General features: G+C 71.2%; 12 protein-coding genes. 11 read left to right on the top strand and 1 reads right to left on the bottom strand.

What is annotated here, in order from left to right; all coding sequences use genetic code 11:
- Nucleotides 1–85 precede the first annotated feature (85 nt).
- Both AB0436_RS13660 and AB0436_RS13665 read left to right on the top strand, forming a co-directional pair.
- Complete coding sequence (locus AB0436_RS13660) at nt 86–1519, top strand: NAD-dependent malic enzyme (RefSeq protein WP_366468030.1); 1434 nt, start codon at nt 86–88, stop codon at nt 1517–1519.
- Between the two features lie 345 nt (nt 1520–1864).
- The gene (locus tag AB0436_RS13665) at nt 1865–2146 is read left to right on the top strand and encodes an HU family DNA-binding protein (protein WP_003968811.1); all 282 of its coding nucleotides are present in this window, start codon (nt 1865–1867) and stop codon (nt 2144–2146) included.
- Nucleotides 2147–2241: 95 nt separating this feature from the next.
- Here the strand turns inward: AB0436_RS13665 and murA are convergent, their stop codons facing one another.
- The gene (gene murA, locus AB0436_RS13670; RefSeq protein WP_365850840.1) at nt 2242–3588 is read right to left on the bottom strand and encodes a UDP-N-acetylglucosamine 1-carboxyvinyltransferase; all 1347 of its coding nucleotides are present in this window, start codon (nt 3586–3588) and stop codon (nt 2242–2244) included.
- 278 nt (nt 3589–3866) lie between these two features.
- Here murA and AB0436_RS13675 point away from each other — a divergent pair, with 278 nt between their 5' ends.
- The 9 genes from AB0436_RS13675 to AB0436_RS13715 all read left to right on the top strand — a co-directional run bounded on the left by AB0436_RS13675 (nt 3867) and on the right by AB0436_RS13715 (nt 16366).
- Nucleotides 3867–4550 (top strand): YqgE/AlgH family protein, encoded by a 684-nt coding sequence (locus AB0436_RS13675; protein WP_366468031.1) that lies wholly within the window; start codon nt 3867–3869, stop codon nt 4548–4550.
- Nucleotides 4551–4579: 29 nt separating this feature from the next.
- Nucleotides 4580–4885, top strand: a complete 306-nt coding sequence (locus AB0436_RS13680; RefSeq protein ID WP_365850836.1) for a DUF3039 domain-containing protein — start codon at nt 4580–4582, stop codon at nt 4883–4885.
- 114 nt (nt 4886–4999) lie between these two features.
- Nucleotides 5000–6655, top strand: a complete 1656-nt coding sequence (locus tag AB0436_RS13685; protein ID WP_366468032.1) for a beta-N-acetylhexosaminidase — start codon at nt 5000–5002, stop codon at nt 6653–6655.
- Nucleotides 6656–6956: 301 nt separating this feature from the next.
- Nucleotides 6957–7853 (top strand): FAD binding domain-containing protein, encoded by an 897-nt coding sequence (locus tag AB0436_RS13690; RefSeq protein ID WP_366468033.1) that lies wholly within the window; start codon nt 6957–6959, stop codon nt 7851–7853.
- A complete protein-coding gene (locus AB0436_RS13695) occupies nt 7850–9313 on the top strand; it encodes a 2Fe-2S iron-sulfur cluster-binding protein (RefSeq protein WP_366468034.1) in 1464 nt (487 codons plus the stop codon). Before AB0436_RS13690 ends, AB0436_RS13695 begins: the two co-directional genes overlap by 4 nt.
- A 32-nt stretch (nt 9314–9345) precedes the next feature.
- Nucleotides 9346–11616 carry a xanthine dehydrogenase family protein molybdopterin-binding subunit gene (locus tag AB0436_RS13700; RefSeq protein ID WP_366468309.1) on the top strand — a complete coding sequence of 757 codons (2271 nt, stop codon included), beginning with the start codon at nt 9346–9348 and terminating at the stop codon, nt 11614–11616.
- A gap of 333 nt (nt 11617–11949) precedes the next feature.
- Nucleotides 11950–14154, top strand: coding sequence for a terpene synthase family protein (locus tag AB0436_RS13705; RefSeq protein WP_366468035.1), 2205 nt, complete (start codon nt 11950–11952; stop codon nt 14152–14154).
- A gap of 115 nt (nt 14155–14269) precedes the next feature.
- Nucleotides 14270–14788: a DUF1269 domain-containing protein gene (locus AB0436_RS13710; protein WP_366468036.1), complete on the top strand. Its 519-nt coding sequence runs from the start codon at nt 14270–14272 to the stop codon at nt 14786–14788.
- Nucleotides 14789–14902: 114 nt separating this feature from the next.
- Nucleotides 14903–16366 (top strand): MFS transporter, encoded by a 1464-nt coding sequence (locus AB0436_RS13715; protein ID WP_366468037.1) that lies wholly within the window; start codon nt 14903–14905, stop codon nt 16364–16366.
- Nucleotides 16367–16469: the final 103 nt, after the last annotated feature.

Here is a 16469-nt window from a genome sequence, read left to right on the forward strand (position 1 = left end):
AGCCCTCGTTACCGGGTACCCGTCGGTAGGTGCGACCATCGGATTGCGTTTCAAGCGAAATAGGGAAAGCAAAGGAAGTCGGCCCATGGCAACGGCGCCCAGCGTCTCGTACTCCATCACGGCGCGGCTGGAGGTCCCCGCTAGCGGGACCGCGGTCAGCCAGCTCACCACCGCCGTGGAGTCATCCGGCGGCTCGGTCACCGGCCTCGACGTCACCGCCTCGGGCCACGAGAAGCTGCGGATCGACGTCACCGTCGCCGCCAGCTCCACCGATCACGCCGACGAGATCGTGCAGAAACTGCGCGGGATCGAGGGCGTCGAGCTCGGCAAGGTCTCCGACCGTACGTTCCTGATGCACCTCGGCGGCAAGATCGAGATGGCGTCGAAGCACCCCATCCGTAACCGTGACGACCTCTCCATGGTCTACACGCCGGGTGTGGCCCGCGTCTGTATGGCGATCGCCGACAACCCGGAGGACGCCCGCCGGCTCACCATCAAGCGCAACTCCGTGGCCGTGGTGACGGACGGCTCCGCGGTGCTCGGTCTCGGCAACATCGGACCGATGGCCGCGCTGCCGGTCATGGAGGGCAAGGCGGCGCTCTTCAAGACCTTCGCGGGCATCGACGCCTGGCCGATCTGCCTGGACACCCAGGACTCCGACGCGATCGTCGAGATCGTCAAGGCCATCGCCCCGGGCTTCGCCGGCATCAACCTCGAGGACATCTCCGCGCCCCGCTGCTTCGAGATCGAGGCCCGGCTGCGTGAGGCGCTCGACATCCCGGTCTTCCACGACGACCAGCACGGCACGGCCATCGTGGTGCTCGCCGCGCTGACCAACGCCCTCCGGGTGGTGGGCAAGCAGTTCAGCAATGTCCGGGTGGTCATGTCCGGAGCCGGCGCGGCCGGTACGGCCATTCTCAAGCTGCTGCTCGCGGCCGGCGTCAAGCACGCGGTCGTCGCGGACATCCACGGTGTGGTGCACGCGGACCGCGCCGACCTGATCGGCGCGGCGCCGGATTCCCCGCTGGGTTGGATCGCCCACAACACCAACCCCGAAGGTGTGACGGGCACATTGAAGGAAGCCGTCGTCGGCGCCGACATCTTCATCGGTGTCTCCGCCCCGAACGTGCTGAACGGCGAGGACGTCGCGGCCATGGCGGACGACGCGATCGTGTTCGCGCTCGCGAATCCGGACCCCGAGGTGGACCCGGCAATCGCCCGTCAGACGGCGGCAGTTGTGGCCACCGGGCGCTCCGACTTCCCGAACCAGATCAACAACGTGCTGGTCTTCCCCGGCGTCTTCCGCGGCCTGCTGGACTCCCAGTCCCGCACCGTCAACACGGAGATGATGCTCGCGGCGGCCGGCGCGCTCGCCGACGTGGTCGGCAGCGAGGAACTCAACGCCAACTACATCATTCCCTCGGTCTTCAACGACAAGGTCGCGGGAGCGGTCGCGGGTGCCGTCCGGGCGGCCGCCAAGCCGTCCGCTGCCGCTGTGACGACGCCCACGTCCGCGTAAAGCCCGGCGCGTCGCGGGACTCATGGCCCCAAACCCCCCTTTAGGGTGGCTGAAATAGGGTCGACCGGCCTCATGCGCCGGTCGATCCGAGCCCCTGGGCTGCCTGCAGCTGTCATTCCGGGAGTCGGCGAAGCCTTACCACCATGAGCCGGTGACGCGTTCGTGTGACTCCGGTGAGTGCCGGATTGGCTTTCCCGCCGTTGGTGGGGGCAGGATGCATATTCGGGCGCGAGGGTCTGACGTCAGACCCGGGTCCGGGGACTGACCTAGTGCCCTCCCTAGGGCCCTGGCAGCATCGGCTTCGATCTCACGCCTTACAGGCAAGAAGAACACGGGAGTAACGACATGAACCGCAGTGAGCTGGTGGCCGCCCTGGCCGACCGCGCCGAGGTGACGCGCAAGGACGCCGACGCCGTGCTGGCCGCCCTTGCCGAGACCGTCGGTGAGATCGTCGCCAAGGGCGACGAGAAGGTCACCATCCCCGGCTTCCTGACCTTCGAGCGCACGCACCGTGCCGCTCGCACCGCGCGTAACCCGCAGACCGGCGACCCGATCAACATCCCGGCCGGCTACAGCGTGAAGGTCTCCGCGGGCTCCAAGCTCAAGGAAGCCGCCAAGGGCAAGTAAGCAGTTGTCCTGAGCAGTACGGAGGGCGGCCACCCGGTCAGGGTGGCCGCCCTCCGTATGTGCTCGGCAGGACCGCCGGTGCGTCGCGCCCGGCGTCAGACCAGCGCCCCGCCCGGCAGTTCGACCTTCGCGCCCAGCTCGATCAGCTTGTCGAGGAAGTTCTCGTAGCCCCGGTTGATCAGGTCGATACCGTGCACTCGGGACGTCCCCTGCGCGGCCAGCGCCGCGATCAGGTAGGAGAAGCCACCGCGCAGGTCGGGGATGACCAGGTCGGCGCCCTGCAGCTTGGTGGGGCCGCTGACGACCGCCGAGTGCAGGAAGTTGCGCTGCCCGAAGCGGCAGTCGGAGCCGCCCAGGCACTCGCGGTACAGCTGGATGTGCGCGCCCATCTGGTTCAGCGCGGAGGTGAAGCCGAGCCGCGACTCGTACACCGTCTCGTGGACGATGGACAGGCCGGACGCCTGCGTCAGGGCCACCACCAGCGGCTGCTGCCAGTCGGTCTGGAAGCCCGGGTGGACGTCCGTCTCGAGGGCGATGGCGTTGAGCGGGCCGCCGGGGTGCCAGAAGCGGATGCCCTCGTCGTCGATCTCGAAGGCGCCGCCGACCTTCCGGAAGGTGTTGAGGAAGGTCATCATCGAGCGCTGCTGGGCGCCCCGGACATAGATGTTGCCTTCGGTGGCCAGTGCCGCCGAGGCCCAGGACGCGGCCTCCAGGCGGTCCGGCAGCGCACGGTGGTTGTAGCCGCCGAGCTGGTCGACGCCGGTGATCCGGATCGTCCGGTCGGTGTCCATGGAGATGATCGCGCCCATTTTCTGCAGCACGCAGATGAGGTCCTCGATCTCCGGCTCCACCGCGGCGTTCGACAGCTCGGTGACGCCCTCGGCCAGCACCGCCGTCAGCAGCACCTGCTCGGTCGAGCCGACCGACGGGTACGGCAGCCGGATCTTGCAGCCGCGCAGCCGCTGCGGGGCCTCCAGGTACTGGCCGTCCGCCCGCTTCTCGATGGTCGCGCCGAACTGACGCAGCACCTCGAAGTGGAAGTCGATCGGCCGGCCGCCGATGTCGCAGCCGCCCAGGCCCGGGATGAACGCATGGCCGAGCCGGTGCAGCAGCGGGCCGCAGAAAAGGATCGGGATGCGCGAAGAGCCCGCGTGGGCATCGATGTCCGCGACGTTGGCGCTCTCCACGTGCGACGGGTCCAGGACCAGCTCGCCCGGCTCCTCACCGGGCCGCACGGTCACACCGTGCAGCTGCAGCAGCCCGCGTACGACGCGTACGTCGCGGATGTCGGGCACATTGCGCAGTCTGCTCGGACCACTGCCGAGCAGCGCGGCGACCATCGCCTTCGGCACGAGGTTCTTCGCGCCGCGAACGCGGATCTCGCCTTCGAGCGGGTTGCCGCCGTGGACGAGCAGTACATCGTCGGTACCAGTGCCGGTCATGGATCTCGCGTTCCGGGAGGGGGGTGGACAGGGGGCCAGGGTCAAAGGGTAAGGGGCGTGTACCCCGGTTTCATAAGCCTCAGGCGTGGGCCGGACCGTCATGAATTCGCTACAACACGTTCCGTAGGGGGCCGATGACGCGCTGGGGCCGCGCCGGGTGAGCTGTCGCACCCACCCGTCACATACGGTGGCCGCCCCCTCACGCTCCCCTCCTGCGCGGGACTGCGCCCACGCGTACTCCTGCGCCCGCCCCCCACGGAGGACGAAGATGCGGGATCATGTCTGTCATGACGGAGGTGTCCTCGCTCACAGGGCGGCTGCTCATCGCCACCCCCGCCCTGGCGGACCCGAATTTCGACCGCGCCGTGGTCCTGGTCCTCGACCACGACGGCGAGGGTTCCCTCGGCGTGATCCTCAACCGCCCGACCCCGGTCGGCGTCGGCGACATCCTGGCGGGCTGGGAACAGCTCGCCGGGGAGCCAGGGGTGATATTCCAGGGCGGCCCGGTGGCGCTGGACTCCGCGCTCGGCGTCGCGGTCATCCCCGGCGTCGAGGGCCCCGCCGTGACCCCGCGCCGCAGTCCCTGGAGTGAGCCGTCGCCGACCTCGCGGTTCACCTCCGGAAGCAGCGGCCCGTCCTCGAGCGGGCCGCTGCGTTCGAGCAGCGAGGACCCCATCGGCTGGCGGCGGGTGCGCGGCGCGATCGGCGTGGTGGATCTGGAGACCCCGCCCGAGCTGCTCGCCGCCGCCCTCGGCTCCCTGCGGATCTTCGCCGGTTACGCCGGGTGGGGCCCGGGCCAACTGGAGTCGGAGCTGACCGAAGGCGCCTGGTACGTGGTGGATTCGGAGCCGGGCGACGTGGCATGTCCGGAGCCGGACGGCATGTGGCGCGCGGTACTGCGGCGCCAGCGGAGCAAGCTCGCGATGATCGCCACCTATCCGGACGACCCTTCGCTGAACTGAAGGCGGAATGAGTCAGTACCCTGGGGGCTATGAGCACTCTCGAGCCCGAGCGCGGGGCAGGTACCGGAACCCTCGTGGAACCGACACCGCAGGTGTCGAACGGCGACGGCGACCACGAGCGCTTCGCCCATTACGTCCAGAAGGACAAGATCATGGCGAGCGCGCTGGAAGGCACGCCCGTCGTCGCACTGTGCGGCAAGGTGTGGGTACCGGGCCGCGACCCGAAGAAGTACCCGGTCTGCCCGATGTGCAAGGAGATCTACGAGTCCATGGGCGCCGGCGGCGACAAGGACAAGAGCGGCAAGGGCGGCAAGGGCGGCGGCAAGGACCAGTAGGTCCGGCCCCCGATCCGTGTACGGCTTCCACGACCCCCGAGGTGCGCTGAGGCGCGCCCCGGGGGTCGTTTGCGATGTCCAGAAGCTGTTGTCTTCTCACCGAGGAGTTCACCGATGGATCTGATACCCGCACCCCGCCTGGTCGCCGGCTCGTCCGAGGGCGGCTTCCTGCTGGACGCCGGCACCACGCTGCGGGCCGTCCCCGGCACCGGCGGCACCGAGCGCTGGCTGCGGTCCACGCTGGGCGCCGCGCTGGGACTGCCGCTGGCACCGGGCGAGCCCGGTGCCACCGACTCCGGCGACGCCAACGCCGTGAGCCTGTCCCTGGACACCGGCCTCGCCGCCGAGGCGTACCGGCTCGAGGTGACCGCCGAGCGGGGCATCGAGATCCGCGGCGGCGACGCGGCCGGGGTCTTCTGGGGCGCGCAGACGCTCCGTCAGCTGCTCGGCCCGGACGCCTTCCGCCGGGCCCCGGTCCGGCCCGGCGTCCCGCACAGCGTTCCCTACCAGGTCGTCGAGGACCGCCCCCGTTTCGGCTGGCGCGGCATGATGCTGGACGTGTCACGGCACTTCATGGACAAGGACGGCGTGCTGCGCTGCCTCGACCTGCTCGCCGCGCACAAGCTGAACGTCTTCCACTTCCACCTCACCGACGACCAGGGCTGGCGCATCGAGATCAGGCGCCACCCCCGGCTCACCGAGGTCGGCTCCTGGCGGGCCCGGACGAAATACGGGCACCGGGCGTCGCCGCTCTGGGACGAGAAACCGCACGGCGGTTACTACACCCAGGACGACATCCGCGAGATCGTCGCCTACGCCGCCGAACGGCACATCACCGTGGTCCCCGAGATCGACGTCCCGGGCCACTCGCAGGCCGCGATCGCCGCGTATCCGGAGCTGGGCAACACCGATGTGGTGGACACGGCCGCGCTCACCGTCTGGGACACCTGGGGCGTCAACCCCAACGTGCTGGCACCGAGTGAGACTTCGGTGCGGTTCTACGAAGAGGTGCTCGAAGAGGTTCTGGAGCTCTTCCCGTCCACCTTCATCCATCTGGGCGGCGACGAGTGTCCCAAGGAGCAGTGGAAGGACTCCGCCGCGGCCCAGGCCCGTATCGAGGAGCTGGGAGTTGCCAACGAGGACGAGCTGCAGTCCTGGTTCATCCGGCACTTCGACCGCTGGCTCACCGCCCGGGGCCGCCGGCTCATCGGCTGGGACGAGATCCTGGAAGGCGGGTTGGCGCCCGGCGCCGCCGTCTCCTCCTGGCGGGGGTACGCGGCCGGCATCGCCGCTGCCGAAGCCGGACACGACGTCGTCATGTGCCCCGAGCAGCAGGTGTACTTGGACCACCGTCAGGACGGCGGCGAGCACGAACCGATGCCTATCGGGTTCGTCCGCACCCTGGAGGACGTCTACCGGTTCGAGCCGGTGCCGCCGCAGTTGACGCCGGAGGCGGCCGCGCATGTGCTCGGTACACAGGCCAACGTCTGGACCGAGGTGATGGAGAGCCGCGACCGGGTCGACTACCAGACGTTTCCCAGGCTGGTCGCGTTCGCCGAGGTCGCCTGGTCCGCGCTGCCGGCCCCGGCCGAACGCGACTTCGCGGACTTCGCCCGGCGGATGACCGCGCACTACCGGCGACTTGACGCCTTCGGCGTCGCATACCGGCCGCCGGGCGGCCCGTTGCCCTGGCAGCGGCGGCCCGCTCCGGCGGGGCTGACGGCCCGCGATCTCGGACGCCCGATCGAGGGGGCGCCCCCGAACGTGTGAGCATGGCGATAAGACAGGTGCCCGGGGTGTGACTCCCTGGGAGCATGAACCGCGGTACCGAACACGGTGCAGAAATGGTGCAGAAGAGCAGCAAACCGCACGCTGATCGGCAGTAACCGACAGAGGGCTGCAAATCGGGATCATCGGCCCGTGGGGGGATGGATTTGCCCTTCACGGACCCTCGCGTCGGACGGCTCGGAAGATGTGCCAGAGTTGCGTCGTCGGGGCTCTGAGCACGTACCGTACGGCGCAGTAGGCGGGACAGCAGGGATTGCCGGGACACCGGGAAGGGGCAGCTGGGTTGACCACGCACGCACCGCAGGCGGCGCAGTCCGTGACGCTGCCGACCACGCTCGACGAGGCGGTGGCGGCGCTGACCGCCATGCCCGTCGCCGTGCCCGTCGCCGGTGGTACGGACCTGATGACGGCGGTGAACTCCGGGCTGCTGCGGCCCGCCGGGCTCGTCGGACTCGGCCGGATCAGCGAGATCCGCGGTTGGCACTACCAGGACGGACACGCGCTGCTCGGCGCCGGTCTCACGCACGCCCGGATGGGGCGGCCGGACTTCGCCGCGCTCATCCCCGCGCTCGCCGCCGCGGCACGCGCCGCCGGGCCGCCCCAGGTCCGTAACGCCGGCACCCTCGGCGGCAACGTCGTCACCGCCGCACCGACGGGTGACGCGCTGCCGGTGCTGGCCGCGCTGGAGGCCACGCTGATCGTCGCCGGACCTGACGGCTCGCGCCGCGAGACCCCGGTGTCGCATCTGCTGGCCGGGCGGGACATGCTGCAGCCGGCCGAACTGGTCGGCTTCGTACGGGTTCCGCTGCTGCACGCCCCCCAGGTCTTCCTCAAGGCCACCGGCCGCACCGGCCCCGGCCGGGCGACCGCCTCGGTCGCCGTGGTGCTGGACCCGGCCCGGCGCGGGGTGCGCTGCGCGGTGGGTGCCATAGCGCCGATGCCGCTGCGGCCGCTGGAGGCCGAGCGGTGGATCGCCTCGCTGATCGACTGGGACGGCGAGCGCGGACTCGCCGACGAGGCGCTGACCGCCTTCGGGGAGTACGTCGCCGCCGCCTGCATCCCCGATGCGGCGCCGCCACCCGACGGGGGAGAGGCCCAGCCGCTGTCCCCTGCCGTACTGCACTTGCGGCGCACCGTCGCCGCGCTGGCCCGGCGAGCACTGGGGAGGGCACTGTCGTGACCACCAACGACGACGACCGGGGCGGCTGGCAGCCGGTTCCGCAGGGCGGCGACTACGACGCCGAGGCGACCGCCTTCGTGCAGCTGCCCGAGGATCTGGACTTCGACCACGCGCCGCTGGCCGCGCCGGGCCACGGCTTCGTACCGCCGATGATCCTGCCGCTGACCCCGGCGGCGGGGACGGACCCGGCCGCCACCGGGTCGTGGTCGGTGCCGCAGACGGTGCAGTGGCCCGAGGCGCAGCCGCAGGCGGCGCCGGAGCACGTGCCGGATGCCGCGTTCGACGGCACGTACGGCGCCGGTTTCGACGCCGAGTCCGGCTACGACCCGCGGGCCACCGGGCAGTGGACGTTCAGCGAGGCCGAGGGTGAGGGCGGTGCCGCACCGGAGGCCGACGCTGCCGGGGAGCCACCGCAGACCGGTGGGAACCTCACCGGGCAGTGGACGATCCCGGTCGCCGGGGGGAACGTCCCGGAGGAATCGGGTGAGTTCACCACCTCGTCCCTGACGCGCCCGGCGACGCTGCCGGGCGGTGCCCCCGCGCCCTGGGCGCTGCCGCCGCAGGACCCGGAACCGGCGCCGGAACCGGCCGACACCGCCGACGAGAACAGCCGGGCCGAGGACACCGGGGTGGAGGACGCCCGGGTGGAGGACGCTCGGTCCGAGGACGCTGCCCGGGACGGTGTCGAGGACAGCGGCCCACCGCCCCACGGCACCCCCGTACCGCAGCACGAGCCGGACCACGTACCCGAGGCCGACCCCGTCGCAGCTCCGCCGGCGGCGGCCGACGAGATCCCGGCCCCGGGCCCCGAGCCCGAGTCGCTGTCGGAGCCCGACCCCGAGCCCGTACCCGACCCCGTGCCCCTGCTCGCGCACAGCGAGCACACCCCCGCCTCCTACGTGCTGCGGGTCAACGGCTCGGACCGCCCGGTCACCGACGCCTGGATCGGTGAGTCGCTGCTCTACGTGCTGCGCGAGCGCCTCGGTCTGGCCGGCGCCAAGGACGGCTGCTCGCAGGGCGAGTGCGGCGCCTGCAACGTACAGGTCGACGGCCGGCTGGTCGCCTCCTGTCTGGTACCCGCGGCCACCGCGGCCGGCTCCGAAGTCCGTACGGTCGAGGGTCTCGCGGTCAACGGCGAACCGTCCGACGTGCAGCGCGCACTCGCCGACTGCGGGGCCGTTCAGTGCGGCTTCTGCATCCCCGGCATGGCCATGACGGTGCACGACCTCCTGGAGGGCAACCACGCCCCCACCGAGCTCGAGACCCGGCAGGCCCTCTCCGGGAACCTCTGCCGCTGCACCGGGTACCGCGGCGTACTCGACGCGGTGGGCGAGGTCGTCGCCGGGCGCGCGGCCGTGGCCGACGTCGCCGAGGAGGCCCGCATTCCGCACCAGGCACCCCCCGGGGCGGGCGGCGTCCAGCCCCCGCACCCGCAGCAGCATGACGGAGGCATGGCGTGAGCAGCGACGCGGCCACCGAGGCCAACCCGGCGGTGGACGAACCCGAGCAGGAGCCGGCGGCGCACGGTCTCGGCGCCTCACTTCCGCCGGCCGACACCCGCGCGAAGACCGAGGGAACCTTCCCCTACGCCTCCGACCTGTGGGCCGAGGGCTTGTTGTGGGCGGCGGTGCTGCGTTCCCCGCACCCGCACGCCCGGATCCTGTCGATCGACACCGCGGCGGCCGCCGCGATGCCCGGGGTCCGCGCGGTGGTCACCCACACCGACATCCCCGGTGACAGCGCGCATGGGCGCGGGATCGCCGACCGTCCGGTCTTCGCCGCCGAACTCGTCCGCCATCACGGCGAGGCCATCGCAGCGGTCGCCGCCGACCACCCGGACACCGCCCGGCTCGCCGCCGCCGCCATCACCGTCGAATACCAGGTCCTGGAGCCGGTCACCGACCCGGAGAAGGCCTTCGCCGCCGAAGCGCTGCACCCCGACGGCAATCTGATCCGGCACATCCCGCTGCGCTTCGGTGACCCGGACATCACGGGCGAGGTGATCGTCGAGGGTCTGTACCGGATCGGCCGCCAGGACCCGGCGCCGATCGGCGCCGAGGCCGGACTCGCGGTGCCCCGCCCGGACGGTGGCGTCGAGATCTACACCGCGTCCACCGACCCGCACGCCGACCGTGATCTGGCCGCCGCCTGCTTCGGTCTCGACCCCGAGCGGGTCAAGGTCGTGGTGACCGGGGTCCCCGGCGCGACCGGCGACCGCGAGGACACCAGTTTCCAACTCCCGCTGGGTCTCCTCGCGTTGAAGACCGGCTGTCCGGTCAAACTCGCGGCGACCCGCGAGGAGTCCTTCCTGGGCCACGCACACCGCCACCCCACCCTGCTGCGTTACCGCCACCACGCGGATGCCGAGGGCCGACTGGTGAAGGTCGAGGCGCAGATCCTGCTCGACGCGGGCGCGTACGCCGCCGCGTCCGCCGAATCACTGGCCGCCGCCGTCGCGTTCGCCTGCGGCCCCTACGTCGTCCCGCACGCCTTCATCGAGGGCTGGGCGGTCCGCACCAACAACCCCCCGTCCGGGCACGTCCGCGGCGAGGGCGCGCTCCAGGTCTGCGCGGCCTACGAGGGCCAGATGGACAAGCTGGCCGCCAGACTCTCCCTCGACCCGGCCGAGCTGCGGCTGCGCAATGTGATCGCCACCGGCGACCTGCTGCCCACCGGCCAGACCATCACCTGCCCGGCGCCGGTGGCCGAACTGCTCCGCTCCGTACGGGACTTCCCGCTGCCCGCACTCCCCAAGGACAGCCCCGAGGGCGACTGGCTGCTGCCCGGCGGACCCGAGGGCGCGGGCGAGCCCGGCGCGGTGCGCCGGGGTGTCGGCTATGCGCTGGGCATGGTCCACATGCTCGGCGCCGAGGGCGCCGACGAGGTCTCCACCGCCACGGTCAAGGTGCATGACGGGGTGGCCACGGTCATCTGCGCCGCCGTCGAGACCGGCCAGGGCTTTTCCACGCTGGCCCGGCAGATCGTTCAGGACACCCTCGGCATCGAGGAGGTCCATGTGGCGTCGGTCGACACCGATCAGCCCCCGGCGGGCCCCGCCACGCACGGCAGGCACACCTGGGTCTCAGGTGGCGCGGTCGAGCGGGCGGCGAAGATGGTCCGCACCCAGCTGCTGCAGCCGCTGGCCCACAAGTTCGGCATGTCCACCGAACTGCTGCAGATCGCCGACGGCAAGATCACCTCGTACGACGGAGTGCTCTCCACCACCGTCACCGAGGCGATGGACGGCAAGGAGCTCTGGGCGACCGCCCAGTGCCGCCCGCACCCCACCGAGCCGCTCGACGAGTCGGGTCAGGGCGACGCCTTCGTGGGTCTGGCCTTCTGCGCGATCCGCGCGGTGGTGGACGTCGACATCGAGCTCGGTTCGGTGCGGGTGGTGGAGATGGCCGTCGCCCAGGACGTGGGCCGGGTCCTCAACCCCCGGCTGCTGACCTCCCGTATCGAGGCCGGTGTCACCCAGGGCGTCGGTGCCGCGCTCACCGAGAACCTCCGCACCACCCGCGGCGTGATCCGCCACCCCGACCTGACCGGTTACGCCCTCCCCACGGCCCTGGACGCGCCCGACATCCGCATCGTGAAGCTGGTCGAGGAGCGGGATGTGGTGGCGCCGTTCGGGGCGAAGGCGGCCAGCGCGGTGCCAGTGGTGACTTCGCCGGCCGCGGTGGCTGCGGCGGTCCGCGCGGCGACCGGGCGCCCGGTCAGCCGCCTGCCGATCCGGCCGCAGGCCGCGGTGGCTGCGGTCTGAGGGGCGCCGCCCTCTCGGGGGCTCCGCCCCCGGGCCCCTGCTCCTCAATCGCCGGAGAGGCTTGGTTTTGCCGGTGTAGCAGGACGCTGCTCGGCAGTGGGCGGCTCCGGTGTCTGCCGGCGACATCGGCCTCGCCGGACGGCTACCAGCCTCTCCCGGCGGTCCCTCCCAGCGGTAGCGCAGGCCCCCCATGCACACCACCCCCGCCCCCGTCCCGCATTCGCCCCCACGTCATACATACGGGCATAACGACCGGCCCCCAAGAATGTCCCCCCAGCCCCCCGGGTAACGCTGAGCCGATCGCGCAACCCCCCGGGAAAGGGCCGAACACCCGTGTCAAAGCCTTTTGAACTGCCGGACTTCTACCTGCCGCACCCGGCCAGGCTGAACCCCCACCTCGAAGAGGCCCGCGCCCACACAAAGCAGTGGGCCGGCGACATGGGAATGCTGGAGGGATCCGGAATCTGGGAGGAACACGACCTGGATTCCCACGACTACGCGCTGCTCTGCGCCTATACCCACCCCGACTGCGACGGCCCGGAGCTGTCCCTGGTCACCGACTGGTATGTCTGGGTGTTCTTCTTCGACGACCACTTCCTGGAGGAATTCAAACGCTCCCAGGACCGGCAGGGCGGAAAGGCGTACCTGGACCGGCTCCCGGCCTTCATGCCGATGGATCTGGCCGACGGATTCCCGGAGCCGCGGAATCAGGTCGAGGCCGGCCTCGCCGATCTCTGGGCCCGCACCGTACCGGGCATGTCCCTGGACTGGCGGGCGCGTTTCGCCGAGAACACCGAGAACCTGCTCAATGAATCCCTCTGGGAACTCTCCAACATCAACGCCGGCCGGGTGTCCAACCCGGTCGAGTACATCGAGATGCGCCGGAAGGTCGGTGGCGCGCCCTGGTCGGCCGGTCTCATCGAATTCGCCACCGGCGCCGAAGTCCCGGCCGCCATCGCGCAGTCGCGCCCGCTGCGCGTGCTCAAGGACACCTTCTCCGACGCTGTCCACCTGCGCAACGACCTGTTCTCCTACGAGCGGGAAATCCAGGACGAGGGCGAACTCAGCAACGGCGTACTGGTCCTCGAGACGTTCCTGAAATGCACTACGCAGCAGGCGGCGGACGCGGTCAACGACCTGCTCACCGCGCGGCTGCACCAGTTCGAGAACACCTTCTTCACCGAACTGGGGCCGCTCTTCGCCGAGTACGGTCTGGACCCGAAGTCCGTCGCCGACACGCTCGCCTACGCGAAGGGCCTGCAGGACTGGCAGTCCGGCGGCCACGAGTGGCATCTGCGGTCCAGCCGCTATATGAACGACGGCGGAAAGGCGGCGCCGGAGCCGGTGCTGCCGCTGGCTCCGATGGGTGCCGGGACGTCCGCCGCCGAGATCAAGAAGCTGCTCGCCGCCACCGGGGCGGCCCGTCTCCGTCAGCACGTCCACGTCCCGCACCAGCGGGTCGGACCGTCTCGGCTGCCCGACTTCGACCTGCCGTTCCCGCTCACCCTCAACCCTCACCTCGGGTCGGCCCGGACCGGTCTGGTCGAGTGGGCGCACCGGATGGGGATGCTGAACGACATCTGGGACGAGGCCCTGTTCACCGGCTTCGACTTCCCGATCTGTTCGGCCGGTATCGACCCCGACGGTTCGGCGGAGGAACTGCTGCTCTCCTCGGGCTGGCTGGCCTGGGGGACGTACGGCGACGACTACTTCCCGCAGGTCTACGGGCGGACCAGGGACCTGGCCCGAGCCAAGGCGCAGAACGAGCGGTTCCCGCTGTTCATGCCGGTGGACGGTGAGCCGGTTCCGCCGCCCGAGAACACCATGGAACGGGCCCTGGCCGACCTCTGGGCCAGGACGGCGGCGCCGATGGACGAAGCGGCCCGCCGTACCTTCCGTACCGCCGTCGAGAAGATGACGGCCAGCTGGCTGTGGGAGCTGGCCAACCAGGCGCAGCACCGCGTCCCCGAACCGGTCGACTACATCGAGATGCGCCGGCTGACCTTCGGCTCCGACTTCACCATGGCGCTGGCCAGGCTGGGGCACGGCCATCGGATCCCGGACGAGGTCTTCCGCAGCGGCACCGTCAAGTCCCTGGAGAGCTCGGCAGCCGACTACGCCGCTCTGCTGAACGACGTGTTCTCCTACCAGAAGGAGATCGAGTTCGAGGGCGAGGTCCACAACGCCGTGCTCGTGGTGCAGACCTTCTTCTCCGTCGACTACCCGACCGCACTGGCCATGGTCGACGACCTGATGCGGTCGCGCATGCGCCAGTTCCAGCATGTCGCCGAGCACGAACTGCCCGTGCTGTACGAGGACTTCGGCCTGGACGACGAGACCCGGGAGGCCGTGCGGAGCTATGTGCGGGAGCTGGAGGACTGGATGGCCGCCATTCTGAACTGGCACCGGCGGACCCGCCGGTACACGGAGGCCGATCTACTGGCGGGCGGGCCCGGGCGCCGTCATCTGCCTGCCGCTCCCGACGAGCCGTACCGGTCGGCCCTGCGGGTGCCGTGGCTCGCCGGGCGAGGACGGTAGCCGGGAAGCCCCCGATGCACCCGCCCGCAACGCCACCTGCGCGGCATAAGATCTATTTACGGCTTATTTCCTATAGTGGGGGCCGAGTCCGGTACCCCGATGAGGAGTCAGTCGCATGAGCAATCTGTTCGTCGTCGCCTACAACGATCTCGTCACCGCGAACCAGGTGCGGGACAAGATCTTCTCGCTGAGCCGTGAACATCTCATCGATCTCGAGGACGCGGTCGTCGTCGAGCGCCGGGCGGACAACGGCAAGATCAAACTCCACCAGTCCGTCAACCTCACCTCGGCCGGCGCGGCCGGCGGCGCGCTGTGGGGCGGCGTCATCGGGCTGCTCTTCCTGGCGCCGCTGCTCGGCGCGGCCGTGGGAGCCGCGGCAGGCGCGGCGGGCGGCGCGGCGGCGGACACCGGGGTGAACGACGACTTCATGCGCCAGGTGAGCTCGAACCTCCGCCCGGGAGCGGCTGCCCTCTTCGTCCTGGCGAAGTCGGAGGCCCGCGACAAGGTCATCCCCGAACTCGCCCAGTACGGCGGCCAACTGGTGCAGACCTCGCTCTCCGCGGAGGACGAGCAGCACCTGAAGGAGATGGTCGACGCGGCCCAGCGGGCGAACAAGGAGCAGCCCGCGCAGTAGCGGGGTCCCGCAACACGACTGCCACCCGCCGTTCATGGTCGTACGACCAATGGCCGAGCCCGGCTGCCCCTCAGGACAGGCCCCAATCCGGCATTCACCCCTTACCCTGGTCGGATGACCGCCCTGGAATCACGCGACGCCGAGGTCGCGCCCGCCACCCCGACCGAAGGACCGGCATCCGTCCCGGAGAGCAGCGGGATTCTCGGCGGTACGCACCGGGCGCTCAGTATCGGCATCGTCACCGTGGTGCTGCTCATCGCCTTCGAGGCGACCGCGGTCGGCACGGCCATGCCGGTCGCCGCGCGGGAGCTGCGCGGCGTGCCGCTCTACGCGTTCGCGTTCTCCGCGTTCTTCACCACCTCGCTCTTCGCCATGGTCCTCTCCGGTCAGTGGGCCGACCGGAACGGTCCGCTGGGGCCGCTCGCCGCCGGGATCGCGGGCTTCGCGGCCGGACTGCTGGTGGCGGGCACGGCGACCACCATGTGGCTGTTCATCCTGGGGCGGGCCATCCAGGGGCTGGGCGGCGGGCTGGTCATCGTCGCGCTGTACGTCGTCGTCAGCCGGGCCTACCCGGAACACCTGCGCCCCTCGATCATGGCCGCCTTCGCGGCGAGCTGGGTGGTCCCGTCGGTGGTCGGGCCGCTGGCCGCCGGAGCGGTCACCCAACATCTCGGCTGGCGCTGGGTGTTCCTCGGCATCCCCGTCCTGGTGGTGCCGCCGCTCGCGCTCGCGCTGCCGGCGATCCGCCGGATGGCCTCCGGACCGTCCGACACCTCCGGGCCCGCGCCCACTTTCGACCGGCGCCGGATCCGCCTCGCGCTCGGCATCTCGGTGGGGGCCGGGCTGCTCCAGTACGCGGGTCAGGACCTGCGGTGGCTCTCCCTGATCCCGGCGATGGCGGGGGCGGTCCTGCTGGTCCCCGCGGTACTCGGGCTGCTACCCCGGGGCACCTACCGGGCGGTGCGCGGGCTGCCGTCCGTGGTGCTGCTGCGGGGGATCTCGGCCGGTTCGTTCATCGCCGCCGAGAGCTTCGTACCGCTGATGCTGGTCACCCAGCGCGGGCTGTCGCCGACCCTGGCGGGTCTCTCGCTTGCGGCCGGCGGCGGGACCTGGGCGCTCGGCTCGTACGTCCAGTCCCGGCCCAGGATGGATCCGTACCGGCAGCGGCTGATGGTGGGCGGCATGATCCTGGTCGCCGCGGCCATCGCGACCGCGCCGACCGTGCTGATCCACTCGGTCCCGGTCTGGATCGTCGCGGTCGCCTGGGCGTTCGGCTGCTACGGCATGGGCACGGTCATCGCGTCGACCAGCGTGCTGCTGCTGAAGCTGTCCCCGCCGGAGGAGGCGGGCCTGAACTCGGCGGCCCTGCAGATCTCGGACGGCCTCTCCAACGTGCTGCTGCTCGCGGCGGGCGGCGCGGCGTTCGCGGCCCTGGGCGGCGGCGCGGTGGGCGCGCTGCACGACGGCGCACCGGGCTCCCACCCGGCGGCCTTCGCGGCGGTGTTCCTGCCGATGGCGGGGGTGGCGCTGGTGGGGGCGTGGGTCGCTACCCGGTTGCGGACGAAAGCACGCCCGTAGGCCTCCACGCTTCGGCGGCGTCCGTACGGGATCAAGCCGGGCCCCCGGTAGGGTGGCCCGGTTGTCGTATCGGCGCCTGCCGACGCCCGTGCACCCGAGAGAA

This window comes from Streptomyces sp. NPDC051322 (genome assembly GCF_040689485.1).
Classification (GTDB): Bacteria; Actinomycetota; Actinomycetes; order Streptomycetales; family Streptomycetaceae; genus Streptomyces.